General features: G+C 31.8%; 18 protein-coding genes. 2 read left to right on the top strand and 16 right to left on the bottom strand.

Features of this window, described 5'->3' with window-relative positions:
- Positions 1–67: 67 nt before the first annotated feature.
- From AC3IF2_RS02510 to AC3IF2_RS02585, 16 genes are all read right to left on the bottom strand, one after another.
- Positions 68–2,293: an NADP-dependent isocitrate dehydrogenase gene (locus tag AC3IF2_RS02510; protein WP_489165443.1), complete on the bottom strand. Its 2,226-nt coding sequence runs from the start codon at positions 2,291–2,293 to the stop codon at positions 68–70.
- Positions 2,294–3,266: 973 nt separating this feature from the next.
- A complete protein-coding gene (gene rplS, locus AC3IF2_RS02515) occupies positions 3,267–3,617 on the bottom strand; it encodes a 50S ribosomal protein L19 (protein WP_489165444.1) in 351 nt (116 codons plus the stop codon).
- A gap of 111 nt (positions 3,618–3,728) precedes the next feature.
- Positions 3,729–4,415 (bottom strand): tRNA (guanosine(37)-N1)-methyltransferase TrmD, encoded by a 687-nt coding sequence (gene trmD / locus AC3IF2_RS02520; protein ID WP_489165446.1) that lies wholly within the window; start codon positions 4,413–4,415, stop codon positions 3,729–3,731.
- 276 nt (positions 4,416–4,691) lie between these two features.
- Complete coding sequence (locus AC3IF2_RS02525; protein ID WP_489165447.1) at positions 4,692–5,777, bottom strand: nickel-binding protein; 1,086 nt, start codon at positions 5,775–5,777, stop codon at positions 4,692–4,694.
- 78 nt (positions 5,778–5,855) lie between these two features.
- Positions 5,856–6,233: a DUF4242 domain-containing protein gene (locus AC3IF2_RS02530; RefSeq protein WP_489165448.1), complete on the bottom strand. Its 378-nt coding sequence runs from the start codon at positions 6,231–6,233 to the stop codon at positions 5,856–5,858.
- Positions 6,234–6,524: 291 nt separating this feature from the next.
- Positions 6,525–6,884 (bottom strand): hypothetical protein, encoded by a 360-nt coding sequence (locus tag AC3IF2_RS02535; protein ID WP_489165449.1) that lies wholly within the window; start codon positions 6,882–6,884, stop codon positions 6,525–6,527.
- Between the two features lie 4 nt (positions 6,885–6,888).
- Entirely contained in the window at positions 6,889–7,059 is a 171-nt protein-coding gene (locus AC3IF2_RS02540) for a hypothetical protein (RefSeq protein ID WP_489165450.1), read from the bottom strand.
- A 169-nt stretch (positions 7,060–7,228) separates the two neighbouring features.
- Positions 7,229–7,618: a hypothetical protein gene (locus AC3IF2_RS02545; protein WP_489165451.1), complete on the bottom strand. Its 390-nt coding sequence runs from the start codon at positions 7,616–7,618 to the stop codon at positions 7,229–7,231.
- Positions 7,619–7,641: 23 nt separating this feature from the next.
- Positions 7,642–9,852 (bottom strand): DUF5916 domain-containing protein, encoded by a 2,211-nt coding sequence (locus AC3IF2_RS02550; protein ID WP_489165452.1) that lies wholly within the window; start codon positions 9,850–9,852, stop codon positions 7,642–7,644.
- Between the two features lie 17 nt (positions 9,853–9,869).
- Positions 9,870–10,508: a DUF3526 domain-containing protein gene (locus tag AC3IF2_RS02555; RefSeq protein ID WP_489165453.1), complete on the bottom strand. Its 639-nt coding sequence runs from the start codon at positions 10,506–10,508 to the stop codon at positions 9,870–9,872.
- 518 nt (positions 10,509–11,026) lie between these two features.
- A complete protein-coding gene (locus AC3IF2_RS02560; protein ID WP_489165454.1) occupies positions 11,027–13,369 on the bottom strand; it encodes a TonB-dependent receptor in 2,343 nt (780 codons plus the stop codon).
- 61 nt (positions 13,370–13,430) lie between these two features.
- Positions 13,431–13,757: a hypothetical protein gene (locus AC3IF2_RS02565; protein WP_489165455.1), complete on the bottom strand. Its 327-nt coding sequence runs from the start codon at positions 13,755–13,757 to the stop codon at positions 13,431–13,433.
- 17 nt (positions 13,758–13,774) lie between these two features.
- A complete protein-coding gene (locus tag AC3IF2_RS02570; protein ID WP_489165456.1) occupies positions 13,775–14,572 on the bottom strand; it encodes a TerC family protein in 798 nt (265 codons plus the stop codon).
- Positions 14,573–14,576: 4 nt separating this feature from the next.
- On the bottom strand, positions 14,577–14,951 hold the full coding sequence (locus AC3IF2_RS02575) for a hypothetical protein (RefSeq protein ID WP_489165457.1): 375 nt from the start codon (positions 14,949–14,951) through the stop codon (positions 14,577–14,579).
- Entirely contained in the window at positions 14,951–16,291 is a 1,341-nt protein-coding gene (gene purB, locus AC3IF2_RS02580; RefSeq protein ID WP_489165458.1) for an adenylosuccinate lyase, read from the bottom strand. Before purB ends, AC3IF2_RS02575 begins: the two co-directional genes overlap by 1 nt.
- Before the next feature lie 67 nt (positions 16,292–16,358).
- On the bottom strand, positions 16,359–16,973 hold the full coding sequence (locus AC3IF2_RS02585; protein ID WP_489165459.1) for a hypothetical protein: 615 nt from the start codon (positions 16,971–16,973) through the stop codon (positions 16,359–16,361).
- A 206-nt stretch (positions 16,974–17,179) separates the two neighbouring features.
- On the opposite strand from AC3IF2_RS02585, the gene AC3IF2_RS02590 reads away from it, so the two are divergent.
- Entirely contained in the window at positions 17,180–17,902 is a 723-nt protein-coding gene (locus AC3IF2_RS02590; RefSeq protein ID WP_489165460.1) for a toxin-antitoxin system YwqK family antitoxin, read from the top strand.
- Between the two features lie 115 nt (positions 17,903–18,017).
- Complete coding sequence (gene mnmA / locus AC3IF2_RS02595; protein WP_489165461.1) at positions 18,018–19,205, top strand: tRNA 2-thiouridine(34) synthase MnmA; 1,188 nt, start codon at positions 18,018–18,020, stop codon at positions 19,203–19,205.
- Positions 19,206–19,215 lie beyond the last annotated feature (10 nt).

A 19,215-nucleotide genomic window follows, 5' to 3' on the forward strand; every position in this document is an offset into this window, starting at 1 on the left:
GGAAAAGATGGTAATTTAAAAAGCGGGTGAAATTTCACCCGCTTTTTTTATGAATTCAATTTTTTATTTAAATTGATGCTACTATATTATTAAGAATAGTATTAGGTCTCATAGCTGTGCTTACCAAATCTTCATTTGGCTCATAATAACCACCAATATTTATAGGATTACCTTGAATAGCATTTAATTCATTTATAATTTTAGATTCATTCGTTTCCATCTCTTTAGCAATTCTAGCGAATTGATCTTTTAACTCAGCATCTTTATCTTGACCAGCTAATGCTTGTGCCCAATACATTGCTAGATAAAAATGACTACCACGATTATCTAGTTCACCAGCCTTACGCGAAGGAGATTTCTTACTATCTAAAAACTTATCGGTAGCATCATCTAATGCTTCAGCTAATACAAATGCCTTCTTATTATTAGTAGTTTCGCCTAAATGTTCTAAAGATACTGCTAGTGCCAAAAATTCACCTAAAGAATCCCAGCGCAAATGATTTTCTGCAACAAATTGTTGTACATGCTTAGGTGCAGAACCACCAGCACCTGTTTCAAATAATCCTCCACCATTCATTAAAGGTACGATCGATAGCATTTTTGCTGATGTGCCTAATTCTAGAATAGGGAAGAGGTCGGTTAAATAATCACGTAATACATTACCAGTAACCGAAATAGTGTCTTTACCGTCTTTTATTCTTTCTAAAGTATATTGAGTTGCCTTTACAGGAGATAGAATTTTAATTTCTAAACCAGAAGTATCATGATTTGGTAAATATTTTTCAACTTTTTTAATCAATTCAGCATCATGAGCTCTATTTTTATCTAACCAAAAAACAGCAGGAGTCTGCGTTGCTTTTGCTCTAGATACAGCTAATTTTACCCAGTCTTGTACTGGGGCATCTTTAACCTGGCACATTCTCCAGATGTCACCTTCTTCTACTTCATGTTCAATTAAAGCTACACCATTTGAGTCAATAACCCGAACCTTACCTTTTGCTTCTATTTCAAAAGTTTTATCGTGTGACCCATATTCTTCGGCCTTTTGAGCCATTAATCCTACGTTTGGCACTGTACCCATAGTAGCAGGATCAAAAGCGCCATGTTTTTTACAAAAATCAATAGTTACTTGATAGATACCAGCATATGAACTATCTGGTATTACAGCTTTGGTATCTTGTTGATTACCATCTTTATTCCACATTTGCCCAGAAGTACGGATCATTGCTGGCATAGATGCATCTATAATTACATCAGAAGGAACATGTAAATTAGTAATCCCTTTATCAGAATTTACCATTGCCAGATCAGGATTCTTATTATAAATAGCTTCAATATCTGTTAAAATTTCATTCTTCTTATCTTTAGATAATTCATCAAGGTTACTCAATAAATTTCCAAAACCGTTATTTACATCAACACCAATCTCTTTAAAAGTATCACCATGTTTTTCAAACAATTCTTTAAAGAATACACGAACTGCATGACCAAAAATTATGGGGTCAGATACTTTCATCATTGTCGCTTTCATGTGTAAAGAAAAGAGTACACCTTTTTCTTTAGCATCTTGCACTTGTTCTTCTAAAAAAGCTAAAAGTGCTTTTTTATTCATTGCAGTAGCATCTATTATCTCTCCTTTTAATAATGGTATATCTTTCTTTAACAGGAAAGTACTTTTATTTTCGCCAACAAACTGAATACTAACTGATGTAGCTTCTTCTATAGTGATAGACTTTTCGTTATGTGCAAAATCGCTATGCGACATTGTAGATACATGCGATTTAGATTCTGAACTCCAAACACCCATAGAGTGAGGATTCTTTTTAGCATAATTTTTAACTGCCTTTGGAGCACGTCGATCAGAATTACCCTCACGCAATACAGGATTTACAGCAGACCCCTTCACTTTATTATAGAGAGCTAAAACAACTTTATCTTGTTCGCTTTCTGTTTCTTCTGGGTAATCTGGTAAGGCGTAGCCTAAACCTTGAAGTTCTTTTATTGCTGCTTTTAATTGTGGTACAGAAGCACTAATGTTTGGTAGTTTTATAATATTTGCTTCAGGTTTTTTTGCTAATTCACCTAACTGAGCAAGAGCATCTTCAACACGTTGATTTTCATTTAAGTAGTCTGAAAAGTTTGCTAAAATTCTTCCTGCTAGAGAAATGTCTTTGGTTTCTACAGTTACATTAGAAGATTTGGTAAAAGCTTTCACAATTGGTAAAAACGAATGTGTTGCTAAAGCCGGAGCCTCATCTGTTATGGTGTAAATAATCTTTGCTGTTTCAGACATGTTTTAATGTTTTAATTTTCTCTAAATAAAAACTAGTGCGTTTTTATAGGCTAAAAAATTAGCGAAGCAAATATACTATTTATAGCGTTAATTTTTTGAATAAAGCTATTGAAAAAGAAAATAGAAAATGTGCAAATAAAAAGCACCTTAATTATGCGGTTAAGGTGCTTTTAGGTTGTTGTTTTTATTATTTTTTATCAAAAAATTGTGCGCTAAACACTGAATTATGAAATGTTAAAAACAACATAAACGATTTCTCGTTTAAAACCGAATCTAAATAGCTCATAGTAATTCTCTTTCATAGCCTAATTAAAAAAGGGGTAATTTTAATTTTATTTAGATTCAGGAGTAAATTTAAAGTAATAAGTATCTTAAATACATCTATCAGTAAATCAACTTACTAACTACTTTTTAACATGAGTTATTAACAATTGTTAATAATAGTTATATATAAAACTAAAGCCGAACATGAAATTCATATTCGGCTTTTAGCTGAAACATTTAACACGAGTTTGTAATTAATTGCTTAATTACAGTTTACTATTAATAAAAACAGCTCACTCTGCTAATATATTTCGGTTAACCTTTTTTTGATACTTTTTGTTTGTTAAAAACAACCAAATATTGTATTTAAAATGATTAACAAATTTTTAATCTCTTCAATAATTCCAATTATTCATGCTAAATACTTGGTTCTATTCTATAGAAATTAAAAACAAAAGAACGTTCTTTTTAGAATTTACGTTTTATTAGTTTCAAAATATTTTAATCCGAAGGCTAAACCATTTCTCAACTTCTAACCCTTTGTAAATTCTATTGCTAAAATAGTATGTAAATTTATTTAGTCAAGAAAAATAGGTGCTTAGTTATTAATAAGTTTTCAATGAGATATTAGAAGTATTTATCAACATTTGTTAATACAAAAAGCCGCTTCAATATTGAAGCGGCTTTTTACATATTTTTAAGACTAGAATTAAATACGTTGTTCTTTTATTCTTGCTTTTTTACCAGTAAGGTTTCTAAAGTAATAGATTCTTGCTCTTCTTACTTTACCTTTCTTGTTAACTTCTATTTTTTGAATAGCAGGTAGGTTAATAGGGAAAATACGCTCAACCCCAACGGTACCAGACATTTTTCTAATAGTAAAAGTTTCTGATGTGCCAGTTCCTCTTCTTTGAATTACAACACCTCTAAAGAATTGAGTTCTAGTTTTGCTACCTTCTTTAATTTCGTAGTATACAGTAATTGTATCTCCTGCAGAAAATTCAGGAATTTCTTTTTTTGTTACAAATTCGTCTTGTACAAATTTTACTAACGATTCCATTTTAATAATTTTAATGGTTAACCAAAATCAACATTCACGATTTTCGTCAGAGGTTAATTTTGCGAGTGCAAAGATAATTAAAAGTTTTTATTTCAATGATTTAATTGAAGTTTATTTTTTTTCCTTTTTAAGGAGTTCTGGCCGAATCTTTTCGGTTCTTTCTATTGCTTTTTCGTGTCGCCAAGCTTCTATTTTAGGAAAATTACCAGATAATAAAACGTCTGGAACCATATCACCATTATAGTCTGAAGGCCTGGTGTAAACAGGTGGAGCTAATAATCCATCTTGAAAAGAATCTGATAGGGCAGAGGTTTCATCACCAATAACACCAGGTATTAATCGAATGATACTATCGCATAAAACTGCAGCACCTAATTCGCCACCACTTAAGACATAGTCTCCAATAGAGATTTCTTTGGTGATAAATTGATCGCGCACACGTTGATCGACACCTTTGTAATGACCACATAAAATAATAATATTCTCTTTTAAAGATAAGTTGTTAGCTATTTGTTGGTCGAGAATTTCGGCATCGGGTGTCATATAAATAACCTCGTTGTACTTTCGTTCTGATTTTAATTGAGTTATGCATTTATCTATTGGCTCTATCATTAAAACCATACCGGCACCACCACCAAATTGATAGTCGTCAATTTTACCATATTTATTAACGCCATACTTGCGAAGATCATGAAAATGAACTTCTACCAAACCCTTATCGATACCTCTTTTAATAATAGAATGCTCGAACGGGCTTTCAATCAATTCTGGAGCAACCGAAATAATATCTATACGCATTGGGCAAAAATAAACAATTAGGGAGACCTTTGTGGATAATAAAATTGCTTAATAAGTTATTTTTAAGTTTCGCTTATCGTGTTTGTATAAGATTAGTTGCGTAGTTTAAGTGCTAAATTTAGCAATAAATCACAGATTGAAAATCAGCGAGGCTTTCGTAAATTGTCTAAAACCAAGCAATTAATTTTACACTTTGTACCTTCTGGCTTTTCTTTTAATACACTAGCTATAATCGGAAATAAGGCACTTTTTTATCATTTTTTCTTTTGCTAATTGTTACTTCTTATATTTTGATGGTAAAACACCATAAGCTTCATAAAAACATTTTGAAAAATATGTTGGACTACTGAACCCTGTTTGATAAGCGATTTCAGAAATGTTTGATGTTTGTTTATCCAATAATTCAAGTGCTTTATTTAATCTAAACTCCTTAATGAAACTGTTTGGTGATTTCCCTATAATTGGCATTATAGTTCTATATAGTTTTGATTTACTTAAACCTAAATTCTTATTATAATTTGTGGCACTTATATTCGAATTTGTCCAAACGCTTTCAGTATAATCAAATAAGCGAATTACAAATTCCATTTCAGTGCTATTTAATGGTTTAATACCTTTAATATTAATTGGATTGTTTTGATTTTCACTTTCGTATAGATCTTTGACTTCTGGTGTTAATATTATGTTCCCATTAGTAACATAAGTCAAGTACTCCGCTTTTTTAATGGTATCTTCAAATATGCTTTCTTTGTTAGTAATAGGTATTCCTGCACTTATGCCAATTTTGAAATCTAAATCTGGTGTAATAACACAATTATGTAATTCTTGAATTTTTATGGCACTTTCAACAGCATTAGTGACACAAGAAAAAGACATTAAAAATGAATTGGATTCTTGCTTAACTACACGCCCTTTTTCCTTATTTACAATATTGATAATCGATTTATTATAGCCACGAATGGCTGCCTGTAAGGTTTCAATATTTTTAGTTCTTAAAGTATTCTTATTGAATTTAACGACCATTAAGGTTCTAAAAGCTGTATCGTTTATAATATTGAGTTCAATATTCTGTGATTTTTCGGGGTCTTCTATACGACCTAAAAAAGATTCAACTAGAGTATCATTTACTTCGATTATTCGTTGTGGTATTGCTCCATGTGCTTGCTCATGAAGTTCTTTAATGGCTTCTTTATTAGGCGCTTCCATTAAGCAAAATGCAGTTTGTCTTCTTTCATCACACCAATACGTTAATCCGCGACAATTGTATTTATGTTGTATTTTTAAATCTGCTTGATGCATTTCTGCAACATGTGCTGCAGTAACTCCATCAGGCAAATCATGAAAATCCATATATATTGGCATAGGTTTTTAAATTTTAAGTAATTTACTAATAATCTTGAAAAGAGAAGCTACCTATTGTATGTAGCTTCTCTTTAATTTTTACTGTTCTGCAGTTGCTGGACTAATTACTGTTGCAACTTCGCTTATAGTGTTTGCTGGAAAACCACCTTTTTTTGCATGCTCTTCAATTAATTCTTTATTTTCTGCTTTGTAAACACAATACACTTTATCTCCAGTAACATAACTGTGTTGCCATTCAATTTTTGGCCCCATTTCTTTTAATACTGTGCAAGATGTTTGAGAAATTCCTTTTAGTTGTTCTGATGTTAAGTCTCCTGCTCCTGGAATAACACGTTCGATTACATACGTTTTCATTGTGACATTGTTTTTAATTGTTGTTTGATTTTCTTTTTGCTGTGCTTGTGTATAATTGAGAGTAAACACGATTAGCACTAAAATTAATTTGATTGTTTTCATTATTAATATTTTAATTATTGATACTCCAAAACTAAAACAGTTTATAATCAATCAATTATGCTTTTAGCCCAAAAAATCACAATTTTGGTTCAATGCTTTTTTACAGCTTGTAGGTAATATTAGGATATGAATCCGTTTTAATGATTTATATTCGAAGGTAAGCGAGGTTAGCCGAAAATAAGCTAAGATTCAAGCTAAATTAAGCAAACTAGATTTGGCTAATTAACATTATAAGTTATTAAAAAAGGTAAGCCAAAAATGCTTACCTTTTTTATTTAGAAAATAAATTACCTACTCATTAACGGCAATTGCATTTTTAATTGGAGTTTCTTCCAATCTAGCTCTTTTCATTAATAAATTAGTCCAAAAGTTAACTTCATCTTCAGTGAAATCTGGAAAACGAACATGTAGTAATTCATGAATGATATCATCTTCGAGAAGTGGTCTAGTGTGGTAAATAACTCCACTTCTTTCTAATGAGTCTATAGCTATTCCAACAAATTCATGACCCGGAGTATTTTCATACAAAGAATCAACTACTTGCATTTCTGAAATAGATTTACATGTAATCTTCCAATCTGAAATTTGAAGCAAAGACTTCCATTGTTCTATTAATTCTGAACTTAAAAATGTAGCGTTGTTTATTATCATAGTATTATTTAAGCCGCTCGCCTTGCTCTTTAGATAATACTCTCCAACATTTATGGGTTCCACTTTGAGAGGGAGTTACCGCAAAGTAGCGATTGTTTTTTTTGGTTATTTCGTATTCGTTAGAATCGAATTTAGACTTACTTTTCACATCGTAAAAACTTAATGTTTCTTTCATGATTTTGAAATTTGTGGCCGCATAAAAACAGATTAGATATTATCGACCTGGTTAATAAATATTTATGAATAATCTTACTTATATACTATTGTAATGCGCAATGCATTACACCTAATTATAATAAGCTTGATATTTAAAATTTAAATGTAGTATACGAGCAATATATCCTTTAAAGAACAGGAGGCGCTCTACCAAGAATATGCTTATTAGTATTTGAAGTTATAAAAGAAAGTTCTTGACTCTCAGATAACTCTAAAAAAGGAGCTATTAGAACAAAGTTATAATCTTTGAGATCAATTAATTCTCTTTTTGAACTAATAAATTTGCAGAAATCGCAATCTTCTAAATTTTTAGAAAGATGATGATTGTGCTCACAATGCTTTTCTGGAAATTCACTATGATAAATGCTAATGTGGCATAAGTTTTTTTCTATCTCAGCATTTATCTCACATTGATGAAGCTCTTCTTCGTGATCATGTAAGGGATTTGAAGGTAGCAGAGTTATCAATAAACAAAGCAGTAGAAAATAAGCGATAAATTGTTTATTGTGTTTCATCATTATGTAAATATAATTAAGTTTTATTAAAACTGTTTTAAAAAAGTTATTTTACTTATGAATTGTCTAGTTTGTTGCTTAGGGTCAAAAAAATCTGTTTGAGTATCATTAAACACCAAATAGATAAAAGATAAAGGTTGATACTCCCAACTAAATCTAACATTCCAACGACCTTGTTTGTCAAAACTGTTGTATTGATAAAAAGTTGACAATTGAATTCTTGGATTTAAAGCTAACCGTGATCCAATAGCGTATAGGTTTGTCGATAAATCTTGCTGAGTTGATCCTATATTTTCTAAATTATTGTGTTCATAATCAAAAGTTAAGGCAATATGTGGAATCGGAGCTAATCTTCCCGAAAATTCGTAAGTACTACGTGTTCCATCATAAAATTTTCCAAAGCTATAAGAACTACCTATAGACCATTTTTTAGATTTATCAGTATTATAACGTACTTTAAATCGTGTATAATAATAGTTGTCTTGAGCAATTTCTAACCCTAAAGGAGCAAAATTAAAATTTATGTTTTGCCACGTAGGTGTAATTGACATTTCTAGAAAGCTTCTATCCTTGAAGTAAGTCCAAATAGGAAATAGCCATATACTTGCTTGTTGAAAATTTGATGGATTTGATGCATCATGACTATAGTCTGCAAAAAAACCAGGGTCCCAACGCCATATCCAGTCAATTTTCTTTGGTCTCCAAATATAATATCCCCCAGGATTATGTCTAATAACATTCTTTTGGCGAACAAAACCCATACTTGGGTTATAGTTGGAGTCAGTATACTCTGTAACCCAACCAAAATAATGATTGTTAGTCCTACTTCCTGCAAACAATCGTCCGGCAAATCCCGTCTCTCTTGATAATTTATCAACAGATGTTGAGAATAGGTATTGTATATCTATACTACTTGTGGGTCTAATCTGTCCATCAACTGTGATGGTTGTATTGTTATTTTCTTCCTGATTTAATTCTTCACTTTCTTCATCCATTTGATGAGTAACCATTACTCCTACATTGTTTTCTCTACCGTAGTTTTTTAAATACCTAAGTACACCAAAATTGGCAGCTGCAGAGTTATTTGTTTTTCTTTGTCTGACGTACAATGCAGCTATAGTATTTTTTTCGGTTCTTTGTGTATATCGAGCGCCTATATCAATTGGAGCTGGTGTAGCATTAAATGCACCTTGAAGACCAATTCTTCTACTAAAAAATGGGCGAATAGATCGTTGTAAACCACCAGCCCAAATACCAGAGTTTTCTAAAAAAAATTGTCTTCTTTCTGGAAAAAATATATTAAAACGATCTAAATTATTTACTGCTTTATCAACATCAGCTTGGGCAAAATCAGTATTTACCGTTAAATCTAAAACGGTTTTAGGGTTGATGGCCCATTTTGCATCGAAACCAACCTTTGGCTCACTGGAAGTACTTGATATTTTATTGCCTTCCTTACTTTCATCGTATTGATATAAAGCATAAGGTTCTACGCGTATATTTGTTGAAGGTGGAGGTGCTTCTATACCTATTAATTTTGCAGCGTAAGTCATTCTATAGGGAGTAAAAGATTGTGGTATTGAGGGAAATGTAGATACTTCAATATCTCTTCTAGAATAACGAACGAGGGTGAAACCTAATTCAATTTGATTTGAATTATTAGTAAGATTATAGCGTAAAGATTTAAAGGGAATAGCCATTTCAACAAAATAACCTAAATCTGTTCTATGGGTTCTCACACGCCATAAGGTGTTCCACCCATTGTCATAGCTATTCCCATTAAAGTTTTGAAAATCTCGTTGATTTCCATAAGGTGTAGTTTGAAATCCTTGAGCATATTGCTTTAGATTTTGAGGGTCTAACGCAATGCCAAAAATATCATTATCTCCCCAGTCAAAATCTCTACGTAGATCTTGAATACGAATACCATTTAGGCCTAGTGAATCTTTACAGAAAGCACCTATATAGAGATTCTTGTTATCATAGAGAAAACGTACTTCGGTTTTATAGCCAATGTTTCCGCCCTGCCTTGGTTCTCTTCTAAAAAAGTCGCTTAAGATTTCGGCATTTTTCCAATCGATTTCATCTAGATTTCCGTCAAGATTAATTGATTCTTTAACTTTTGATACTTTTACTTCGAGTTGTACATCAGGTGGTGGAAAATTATTTTCTTTTTTCTCCTGAGCTACTAAAGAAAGACTAACACCTATCAGCGCTACAACTAAGCAAAATCTCATAATTAGAATACTTAAAGTCATAATCGTCTCGCTTTTGAAATTGAACATATAATCATCAAGAAGATGGCTACTACTAGCGGAAACAATATTTTCAAAGATTTTACCCTAGTTTCAACATCATAGAATTCAGGTACAAATTGTTTCCATTCAATAGTATCTGCCTTCCGTTGCTCAAAAATCTTAGGATAGAAGTACAAGCGTAATTTTTCATGAAAAGCTTCAGCAGCATCTAAATAGTCAATATGCTGTTGAGAACTGGTACCTGCAAGCTGATTGAAAGCTAGTTGTACATGCATATTTGGTATTAAAGATGCTATAGATCGGCTGGTCTGCTCACGCAATCTAATTTTTGCATCCATTGCTTCCTGTTCATCTTTTGAATCATCATCTCCCATTTGTTGCATTGCATAATACCAGAGCCAATTGAAACCTTCATTTGGATAACCAAAAGTTTCAAACTGAGGATAATGGGCATAGAACTTTTTAATGGTTTCACGTTTATCGGTATCCCATTTGACATGATAACCATCACGCTGAGCAATTGTTGTAGTCAACGCCTCTGGCATTGGATATTTTGACGAAACATAGGCATTAATTCCCGCTGGCAATAAAATGATTATGATCAACCAATTGGTAAGATTAATTGCTTCAAGCATTGTAAGAAGTTTAAATATTTGTAGTAATTGATGGTATATAATACCAAATCATCATATACTCTTAGCAACTGACAGAATAATATTCGCAGAAGCTATTATAAGGTAAAATGTAAATAAATTAGATTTGAGGAGGGCCGCGAAGGTATAGTTGCTCTCCATAGACAGAGAAAACAAGTTCGGCTAAATTTTCCGGAGAAAAATTCGAGTGTTCTATAAGGTTAAATGAATAGACACTTTCGCTGTAAAGTTGTTTATCAAAATAAAGATCGCATATTTCGCAATCTAAATCATTATTAAGAACATCACTATTCAAATGATTAAAATCAACAAAATTTGAATGTACAGAGTGTGACTGTGCATGTATTGCAAGAAAAGCTGGCAATGATAAAATGTACATTGCTAGAACACCTGTCGCTATGCGAAGTTTTCTATTCACCGTAGATAAATTATAACTTTTATTTTTAATCTTAAAACTTCTACAATTTTTGCTGTAGAAGGTATTTTATATAGTCATTAGATTAAATATTAAATTGTAGACCTATTACTATATTTCTACCCATATTTTGTATACCATCTGCTTTTAAGCGAGAAAGGTGCGCAATATATTCTTTGTCTAATAAATTGTTCACATTTAAGCTAGCATTAAATTTAGTTTTACCTAAAGAGAAATCTCCACCAAAACCAAAGTTTAACAAGCTATAACCATCAGTTTCTGTTTCAAACAGGCTTATGTTGTTTTGCTTAAATGCAGTTTCTAAAGTCAGGGCAACAAAGCTGTTTTTTAACCAATTAGTATCTTTAAATTCAGTACGTAAGGTATTATTCCATTGGTTGGCCGGTATCAACGGTAAATAATCGCCATTGTCTTGTTTACCTACTACCATTTCAAAACTACTCTCTATATGTAACCAATCTAGCGGGTGAGGGTGAAAGTGAAATCCTGCCTCACCGCCATACAATTTGGCATTATCTTGTACATATTCAAATACCTGATTACCTTCTTCTAACTCACCTGTAGGGCGTAAGAAAATATAATCATTAATTTTATTGTAGAATCCGTTAACGAAAAATTCTATATGCTCATTTTTATACTCTAAAGCTAAATCTACTTGGTAGTTTTGTTCATTATCAAGATTTGCATTACCAATTTCAAAGCGATTAGTACCATGATGAACACCGTTAGAAGTTAACTCAGCTAAATTAGGTGCTCTAAAACCTGTTGCCAAATTAAATCGAGTGGTAATAACTTTGAATAATTCTGTTTTATAACCCAAAGAAGCAGTGAAGCTATTGAATGATCTATCTATAGCTTCAAAAACACGTTCTTCTTCCTCATGATCTTCTTCTTCATGATCTTCTTCATCTTCATGTTCCTCTTCTTCGTGTCCATGTTCTTCAATTTCCATACGTTCGGTAGTAATGTTTCTGTTATCAAAGCGAAGACCACCTTGTAGATAATTATTATCCCAGCTGTATGCTATAGTTCCAAAAGCACCTAAGTCATTTACTTTGGCATTTGGTATTAAAATTTCTTCACCAAAGTTTTTATTCTCTTGATGCAGCCCCTGAACACCAATAATAGTTTCCAGATTGCCGAACTTTGGTAAGTGATATTTTACATCGTATGTAAGCGTTTTTAGCTTCATATGTAAAGCCAACTCTGGTTCTTCTTCACCATGCTCTTCTTCCTCATGTTCCTCCTCTTCATGTTCTTCTTCCTCATGCTCATCTTCTTCATGATGTTCTTCAAATTCTTTTCTGTTATTAGCTATATAGCCAATATTTACATCTAGATTTGAATTCTTAAAATAGACATGATTATGCATACTTAAAATGTGATTATCGATACGTTGAAACGGAGCTTCTAAAGAGATATGGGTGTTTTGTTCACCTATTTCTTCGGGTATACCAATTTTAGATAAGTTGTAATTATATCGTAATTCAGAACGAAAATTTTGTAATTCTAAGCCCATCGCGGTTTTAAAATCGTACTCATCGAAACGTGAATTGGTAACGCGCTCATCGTTAGCTGTTTTATAATCTATATGACGGTTATATGTACCACGTCCTAAAAACTGTAGTTTTTCACCTGAAGCTTTAAATGCGTATGAAGTGTTTGTGCCTTCTGTATTCGAAAAATATTTAGAACCAACGGTTGAACTCACAGAATTTGCATTAGCAAATTTTTCAGGGTTTAAGTATAAAACACCACCTAAAGCATCTGAGCCATAGAGAAGAGAAGCAGGTCCTTTAATAACTTCAGCACTACCAATACCTGCTTCGTTTATACCTAACCCGTGTTCATCACCGAATTGCTGATTTTCTAAGCGTACACCTTGCGTATAAACTAAAACACGATTGCTACTTAATCCTCGAATAACTGGCTTACCTATATTTGTGCCAGTAGAGATTTGTGAAACGCCAGGAATCGTCGCTAAACCTTGAATTAAAGTTGGGGCGCCTGCTTTTTGAATTTGCTCTATGGTTTTATGTTCAACCTTCATCACATTTTCACTCTGTAGTTTGTTAAATGGCGTAGAAACGATGATTTCATCCATTTCAAAAACAGATTCTTCAAGAACTACATTTAATTCTTGTTCGGTGCCATCTAATGATACAGATTTAATTACAGATTGATATCCGATAAATGCAAAGACAATATCTACATTTCCTTTTGGGAGGTTGTTAAATTCGTAGGAACCATCTTCGTTAGAGGTTACTCCCTTATGAAGTTTTGGAGCATATATTTCTACACCAAATAATGGATTTTGATTTACGTCGGTAACTTTTCCGCGTAAGCTGTTTTGACTATATGTTATAATTGATAATCCTAAAAAAAGGATTGTAATATTAAATTTCATTTTAAAGTATTTTATTGTTTTTTCCACAAAAGTGGAAACCTAATTATTTGTGGTTGAATATTTAAACAATAAAATATGGAGGAGCTCTTGAAGGTTTAAGTTTAGAGTAGAGAGAATTGTAATTTTGTTGATCTACTAAAATAGGCTCATTAAACTCTTTAGCTATAAAAATGGAGTATAAAAAATTACCGTCAGATGAGTTTTGTTCAATAGGTGTGTGGTAGATACTACAATCGAATTCTTGGCTATGAAAATGCTTTACATTTTTGGCGTTACAAACTTTATGTTCATGGTTCTCTAAGGCATGAAAAGCTTGTAATGTAAAAGGAAACAATACAATAATTGTAAGAATAAATCCTAGAATTCTATGTTGGCAGCTTTTCTTCAAGACTTCAAATATACAATTTATGTAGTTATTGTCTTACGTAATTTCATATTTAAAGCTTCTACACCTAATGAAAAAGCAATAGTAAAGTATAAATAGCCTTTTGGTATTACACCAACTTTTTGATTAAAGATCTCTAAATGCGCCATATGTGCACCTTCAGAAATTAAAATAAATCCTATTAAGATCAAGAAAGATAGCCCTAACATTTGTACTGTTGGGTGTTTGCTTACAAATTTGTTTACAGGGTTAGCAAATAACATCATAATTATCATAGAAAGTACCACAGCAATAATCATTACTACAAGTGCTTCGTCAATAGATGTAGTTTGCTTATCTATACCAGTTGTCATACCAACAGCAGTTAAAATAGAATCGAATGAGAAAACGATGTTGATCATTGTAATTTGAAAAATAACACTATTAAGAGTTATTTTTCCTTTAGATTTTTTAGAATCATCTTCTTCATGCCCTTCAACTTTATGATGAATTTCTTGGACACTTTTATATAATAAGAATAGGCCGCCACCTAGCATAATTAAACTTTGACCTGTAATACCAACTTTAAGCCAAGAAGTATCTAGATGATAAATAACCTTGTTCATAGCTGTTAAGTAAGAGATACCAAAAAGCAAAATAACACGCAATAACATAGCTAAGAATAACCCTATATTAGTTGCTCTTTTCTGCTGACTTTCGGGTAGTTTATTCGACGCGATCGAAATAAATAGAATATTATCTATACCGAGCACAATCTCTAAAAAAACAAGTGTTAATAAGGCCATCCAAATATTTGGATCTGAAAACATTTCTATCATGATCTTAATCTTTTAATTTTATTGCTGTCCCTTTTTGTTTAAAATTGGAACCTTTATAATAGGCTTTAAATGTGTAAGTGTTTCCTTTTATTCCTGTAATTTTTACATGAAATGGTAAACTGTCTAATCCTTTTTTAGGATTTGCTTTGGTAAGTATATACTCAAAGTTCGATTTCCATTCTATATTAAAAGTATCCTTTTTATTATTATAAGTTTCTATTTGTATGGTCTCATTTCTCTCGGCAGTCGAAATTTCATCAGATTCATCTAAATGTGTTTCAAAAGTTCCAGTTCTAAGTTTAGAAGCATCTAAATTATTACTGTTTCCACAGGATGAAATTATAAAAAAAGATATTATGATTAATAAAGTATATCTCATTAAATACCAGTATAATTACTTGGTGTGATAGCTTTTAATTCTATTTTAATAGTATCAGAAACATCTAAGCTATCTATAAAATTAGCGATTGATTTTTGATTAATCTTTTCATTTGTTCTAGTTAATCCTTTCAACGCTTCATAAGGATTAGGGTAACTTTCTCTACGTAAAATAGTTTGAATTGCCTCAGCAACTACTGCCCAATTATTTTCGAGATCTTGTTCGAATTTTTCTTTGTTCAATAGCAATTTGTTCAATCCTTTTAATGTTGACTTAAACCCAATAATGGTATGTGCTAAGGGAACTCCCACGTTTCGTAATACAGTAGAATCTGTTAAATCACGCTGTAATCTAGAGATTGGTAATTTTGCAGCTAGGTATTCAAAAATTGCATTCGCTATACCAAGGTTTCCCTCAGAATTTTCAAAATCTATCGGATTCACTTTATGCGGCATAGCAGAAGAACCAACTTCACCTTTTTTGATTTTTTGTTTAAAATAATCCATCGAAATATAGGCCCATATATCGCGATCTAGATCGATTAAAATAGTATTAATCCTTTTAAGATTATCAAACAAAGCAGCCATATGATCATAATGTTCTATTTGAGTAGTAGGAAACGAATGCTGTAAACCTAAACTTTGTACAAAACTATTACCAAATTCTCTCCAATCAATATTTGGGTAAGCAACTTTATGCGCATTAAAATTACCTGTAGCTCCACCAAATTTAGCTGCGCTTGGTATATCATTTAATAAATTAAATTGTTCTTTTAAGCGAACTACAAAAACATCAATTTCTTTACCTAATCGGGTAGGAGATGCAGGTTGCCCGTGAGTGCGAGCAAGCATAGAGATTGTTGACCATTCTTCTACTAACTCTTCCAGTTTTTTTAAAATATTGAAATATTCTGACACATAAACATCACCAATAGCATCTCTCAATGATAGTGGAATTGCTGTATTATTAATGTCTTGTGACGTTAATCCGAAATGAATGAATTCTTTATGTTTTTGAAGTTCTAGATCGTCAAACTTTTCTTTTATAAAATATTCAACAGCTTTTACGTCATGGTTTGTTACACTTTCAATCTCTTTTATTGCTTGTGCATCTTTAGATGAAAAATTTTGATAGATTCTTCGAAGGTCATCATAAACAGATTTATCAAAATCTTCAAGTTGAGGTAATGGAATTTCGCAAAGTGCGATAAAATATTCGATCTCAACTTTTACACGGTATTTTATAAGAGCTTCTTCTGAAAAAAAGTTTGCGAATTGTGACACTTTATCTCTGTAGCGTCCATCTATAGGCGAAATAGCACTTAGGCTGTTTAAATCCATTCATTGCGTTGTTAGAAACGCAAAAATAATGATTTAAAAGAAGTTGCTAAATGAAAAATTAAAGATTTTAGGCAGCATTATTTTTTCCCATTCTTTCTAAGATTTTTAATCCTCTAGAAGAATAAGCAGGACTTTCTACCTCAAGATCACGCTTAATGATCATTTTTAATTCATAGTGTATCCAATGAAATTGTTTGCCTAAGAAATAAAGAGCTTCCATTGCATGAGCTTTACTTGCTACTTTGGTCTCTTCTTTAATCAACCAATCAAAGCAAGTTTCTATAATTTGCTCTATCTGATCTTTGGTGACAATAACTTTAACTGGTGAATCAAATTTAGAATTCACTTCTTGGGCGATCAAACTACAGATCTTGGCAGCTGGTCTAATAGCACTTTCGTTTTTAAGATATGCTATGTTCTCTGTAAAGTGAGAAAGGTTGTAAGCGATCCAATCTAATCGTTGTTCACAGGCATTTTCTAAAATAAGTGCGGCTTTTACTGAAGTTTCGTCATTATAATCAAATGCTATTTCTATAAGAGATTTAAAAAGAGCTTCGTCTTTTAATACAGCACGACTCACTTTATCTCTATGAGACTTACTCATAGTTTTTATAGCATTTAATTCTTTGATTAAAGAATATTTTGTCATTTTAGTTATGGCTCCCATTTCTTTTTTTGGCAAATTGGGTTAGGTTAATTTGTAAAAGTTCTGGATATCTAAAAACTCATTTTTCCGCTTTTTATTATATACTTCTATGTATTTTTTAGGATTATATTTTGTGCTATTTGAAAATAAAGTATCAAAATATTCGTTATTGTTTTGCTGAAATGGCAAGGATATTGTTTACACAACAAAAAAGATTTTATTGAGTTATTAACAATATGAAAATGCAAAACAAAATATTAATTTTCTGCTTTATCCTTTTTTTAAGTGTAGATTTTTCTAACGCACAAAGCGCTACAAATCAGCTTGATAAAAATGGTAAGCGCCATGGTGTTTGGAAAAAATTCTATAACAATGGCCGTGTACGTTATGTTGGTCAGTTTGAACATGGTAAAGAAATAGGAACGTTTAAGTTCTACTCGGCAGCTAGTTCTGACTTTCCAGTGGTTGTAAAAGAATATAATACACAAAACGATACTGCGAAAGTTAAGTTTTACACTCAAAAGGGAGTCATAGAGAGCAAAGGATTAATGTTGGGTAAAAATAGAGTTGGTAAATGGTTATATTTTCATGTAGATGGAAAAACCGTTATGTCTGAAGAAAATTATAATGCTGGGAAATTGCATGGATCATATAAAACATTTTATCAATCTGGTAAGCCAACCGAAATTGCTTATTATAATGATGGAAAATTAGATAGTACCTATAAAAAGTATTCGATTAAAGGACATTTATTTCAACACTTTACCTATAAAGGTGGAAAGTTGTATGGAAAAGCTGTTTATTATAATAGAAAAACAGGAGAAATTACAACTAAAGGGCAATTTATAAATGATGTTCGCGTTGGTACTTGGGAGAATTATGTAGATGGAGAATTAGTGAGCACAGAGCAACCTAATAAAAAGAAACCCCCTTTGAAGAAGAAAACTAAAACAAAAAAGAATTAAAATACCCTCAATACTAACTGAGTTAGCGCTAAACATTTAACTAATCAAACCATAGCTGATGCTATGGTTTTTTTATGCTCAATTATAATTATCTTTGCAGCTTCAATTTAGAATAATGAAACGAGTAATTGTTGGACTTTCTGGAGGTGTAGATTCTAGCGTTGCAGCTTTTTTATTAAAAGAGCAAGGTTATGAAGTGATAGGTCTTTTTATGAAAAATTGGCATGATGAATCTGTAACTATTTCAAATGAATGCCCATGGTTAGAAGATAGTAATGATGCCATGTTAGTTGCTGAAAAATTAGAGGTACCTTTTCAAGTTGTTGACTTAAGCGAGCAATATAAAGAACGTATTGTAGATTATATGTTTAGAGAATACGAAATGGGTAGAACACCTAATCCAGACGTGTTATGTAATAGAGAGATTAAGTTTGATGTTTTTATGAAGATTGCCCTAGATCTTGGAGCTGACTATGTGGCTACTGGTCATTATTGTAGAAAAGATCAATTTGAAAAAGATGGAAAAACTATTTATCAGCTTAAAGCAGGAAAGGACAATAATAAAGATCAATCTTATTTTTTATGTCAACTTTCACAAGAGCAACTGGCTAAATCCTTATTCCCAATTGGTGAGTTAACAAAACCCGAGGTCCGTAAAATCGCTTCCGAGCTAGATTTAATAACAGCAGAGAAGAGAGATTCTCAAGGACTTTGTTTTATTGGTAAAGTACGTTTACCGGAATTTTTACAACAAAAACTGGAACCGAAAGAGGGAAAAATTATCCAAATTCCTGATGGTGCTGGCATTCTAAATAAAGAAGAAAAAGATTTCAATTCTAAAGAAGAAGAACTTGCTTATAAAGCTGAAAAATTTAACTATACAATAACAGACGGAAAAATAGTGGGTACACATCAAGGTGCTCATTATTTTACGAAAGGTCAACGTAAAGGATTAGCTGTTGGTGGTACAAAAGAACCTTTATTTGTAATTGATACTGATGTTAAAGAGAATGTTATTTATACAGGTGAAGGTAAAGATCATAGAGGTCTTTATAGAAGTACGTTGTTTGTTTTAAATGAAGAAATTCATTGGATTAGAGAAGATCTAGAATTAAAAAATGGTGAATCCTTAAATGTTAAAGCTAGAATTCGTTACAGACAAGCTTTAGAAAATGCAACACTTTTTAAAGTGGAGAATGGTCTATATGTTGATTTTGAAAATGATCAATCTGCTATTACCGAAGGCCAATTTGTAGCTTGGTACAAAGAAGATGAATTATTAGGTTCTGGAGTTATTTCTTAAATTTAACTCC

This window comes from Maritimimonas rapanae, from assembly GCF_057837205.1.

Excerpts from the sequence above, each read along its gene's own strand:
- AC3IF2_RS02510 (WP_489165443.1), bottom strand. The coding sequence starts at position 2,293 with ATGTCTGAAACAGCAAAGATTATTTACACCATAACAGATGAGGCTCCG.
- rplS (WP_489165444.1), bottom strand. The coding sequence starts at position 3,617 with ATGGAATCGTTAGTAAAATTTGTACAAGACGAATTTGTAACAAAAAAA.
- trmD (WP_489165446.1), bottom strand. The coding sequence starts at position 4,415 with ATGCGTATAGATATTATTTCGGTTGCTCCAGAATTGATTGAAAGCCCG.
- AC3IF2_RS02525 (WP_489165447.1), bottom strand. The coding sequence starts at position 5,777 with ATGCCAATATATATGGATTTTCATGATTTGCCTGATGGAGTTACTGCA.
- AC3IF2_RS02530 (WP_489165448.1), bottom strand. The coding sequence starts at position 6,233 with ATGAAAACAATCAAATTAATTTTAGTGCTAATCGTGTTTACTCTCAAT.
- AC3IF2_RS02535 (WP_489165449.1), bottom strand. The coding sequence starts at position 6,884 with ATGATAATAAACAACGCTACATTTTTAAGTTCAGAATTAATAGAACAA.
- AC3IF2_RS02540 (WP_489165450.1), bottom strand. The coding sequence starts at position 7,059 with ATGAAAGAAACATTAAGTTTTTACGATGTGAAAAGTAAGTCTAAATTC.
- AC3IF2_RS02545 (WP_489165451.1), bottom strand. The coding sequence starts at position 7,618 with ATGATGAAACACAATAAACAATTTATCGCTTATTTTCTACTGCTTTGT.
- AC3IF2_RS02550 (WP_489165452.1), bottom strand. The coding sequence starts at position 9,852 with ATGAGATTTTGCTTAGTTGTAGCGCTGATAGGTGTTAGTCTTTCTTTA.
- AC3IF2_RS02555 (WP_489165453.1), bottom strand. The coding sequence starts at position 10,508 with ATGCTTGAAGCAATTAATCTTACCAATTGGTTGATCATAATCATTTTA.
- AC3IF2_RS02560 (WP_489165454.1), bottom strand. The coding sequence starts at position 13,369 with ATGAAATTTAATATTACAATCCTTTTTTTAGGATTATCAATTATAACA.
- AC3IF2_RS02570 (WP_489165456.1), bottom strand. The coding sequence starts at position 14,572 with ATGATAGAAATGTTTTCAGATCCAAATATTTGGATGGCCTTATTAACA.
- AC3IF2_RS02575 (WP_489165457.1), bottom strand. The coding sequence starts at position 14,951 with ATGAGATATACTTTATTAATCATAATATCTTTTTTTATAATTTCATCC.
- purB (WP_489165458.1), bottom strand. The coding sequence starts at position 16,291 with ATGGATTTAAACAGCCTAAGTGCTATTTCGCCTATAGATGGACGCTAC.
- AC3IF2_RS02590 (WP_489165460.1), top strand. The coding sequence starts at position 17,180 with ATGCAAAACAAAATATTAATTTTCTGCTTTATCCTTTTTTTAAGTGTA.
- mnmA (WP_489165461.1), top strand. The coding sequence starts at position 18,018 with ATGAAACGAGTAATTGTTGGACTTTCTGGAGGTGTAGATTCTAGCGTT.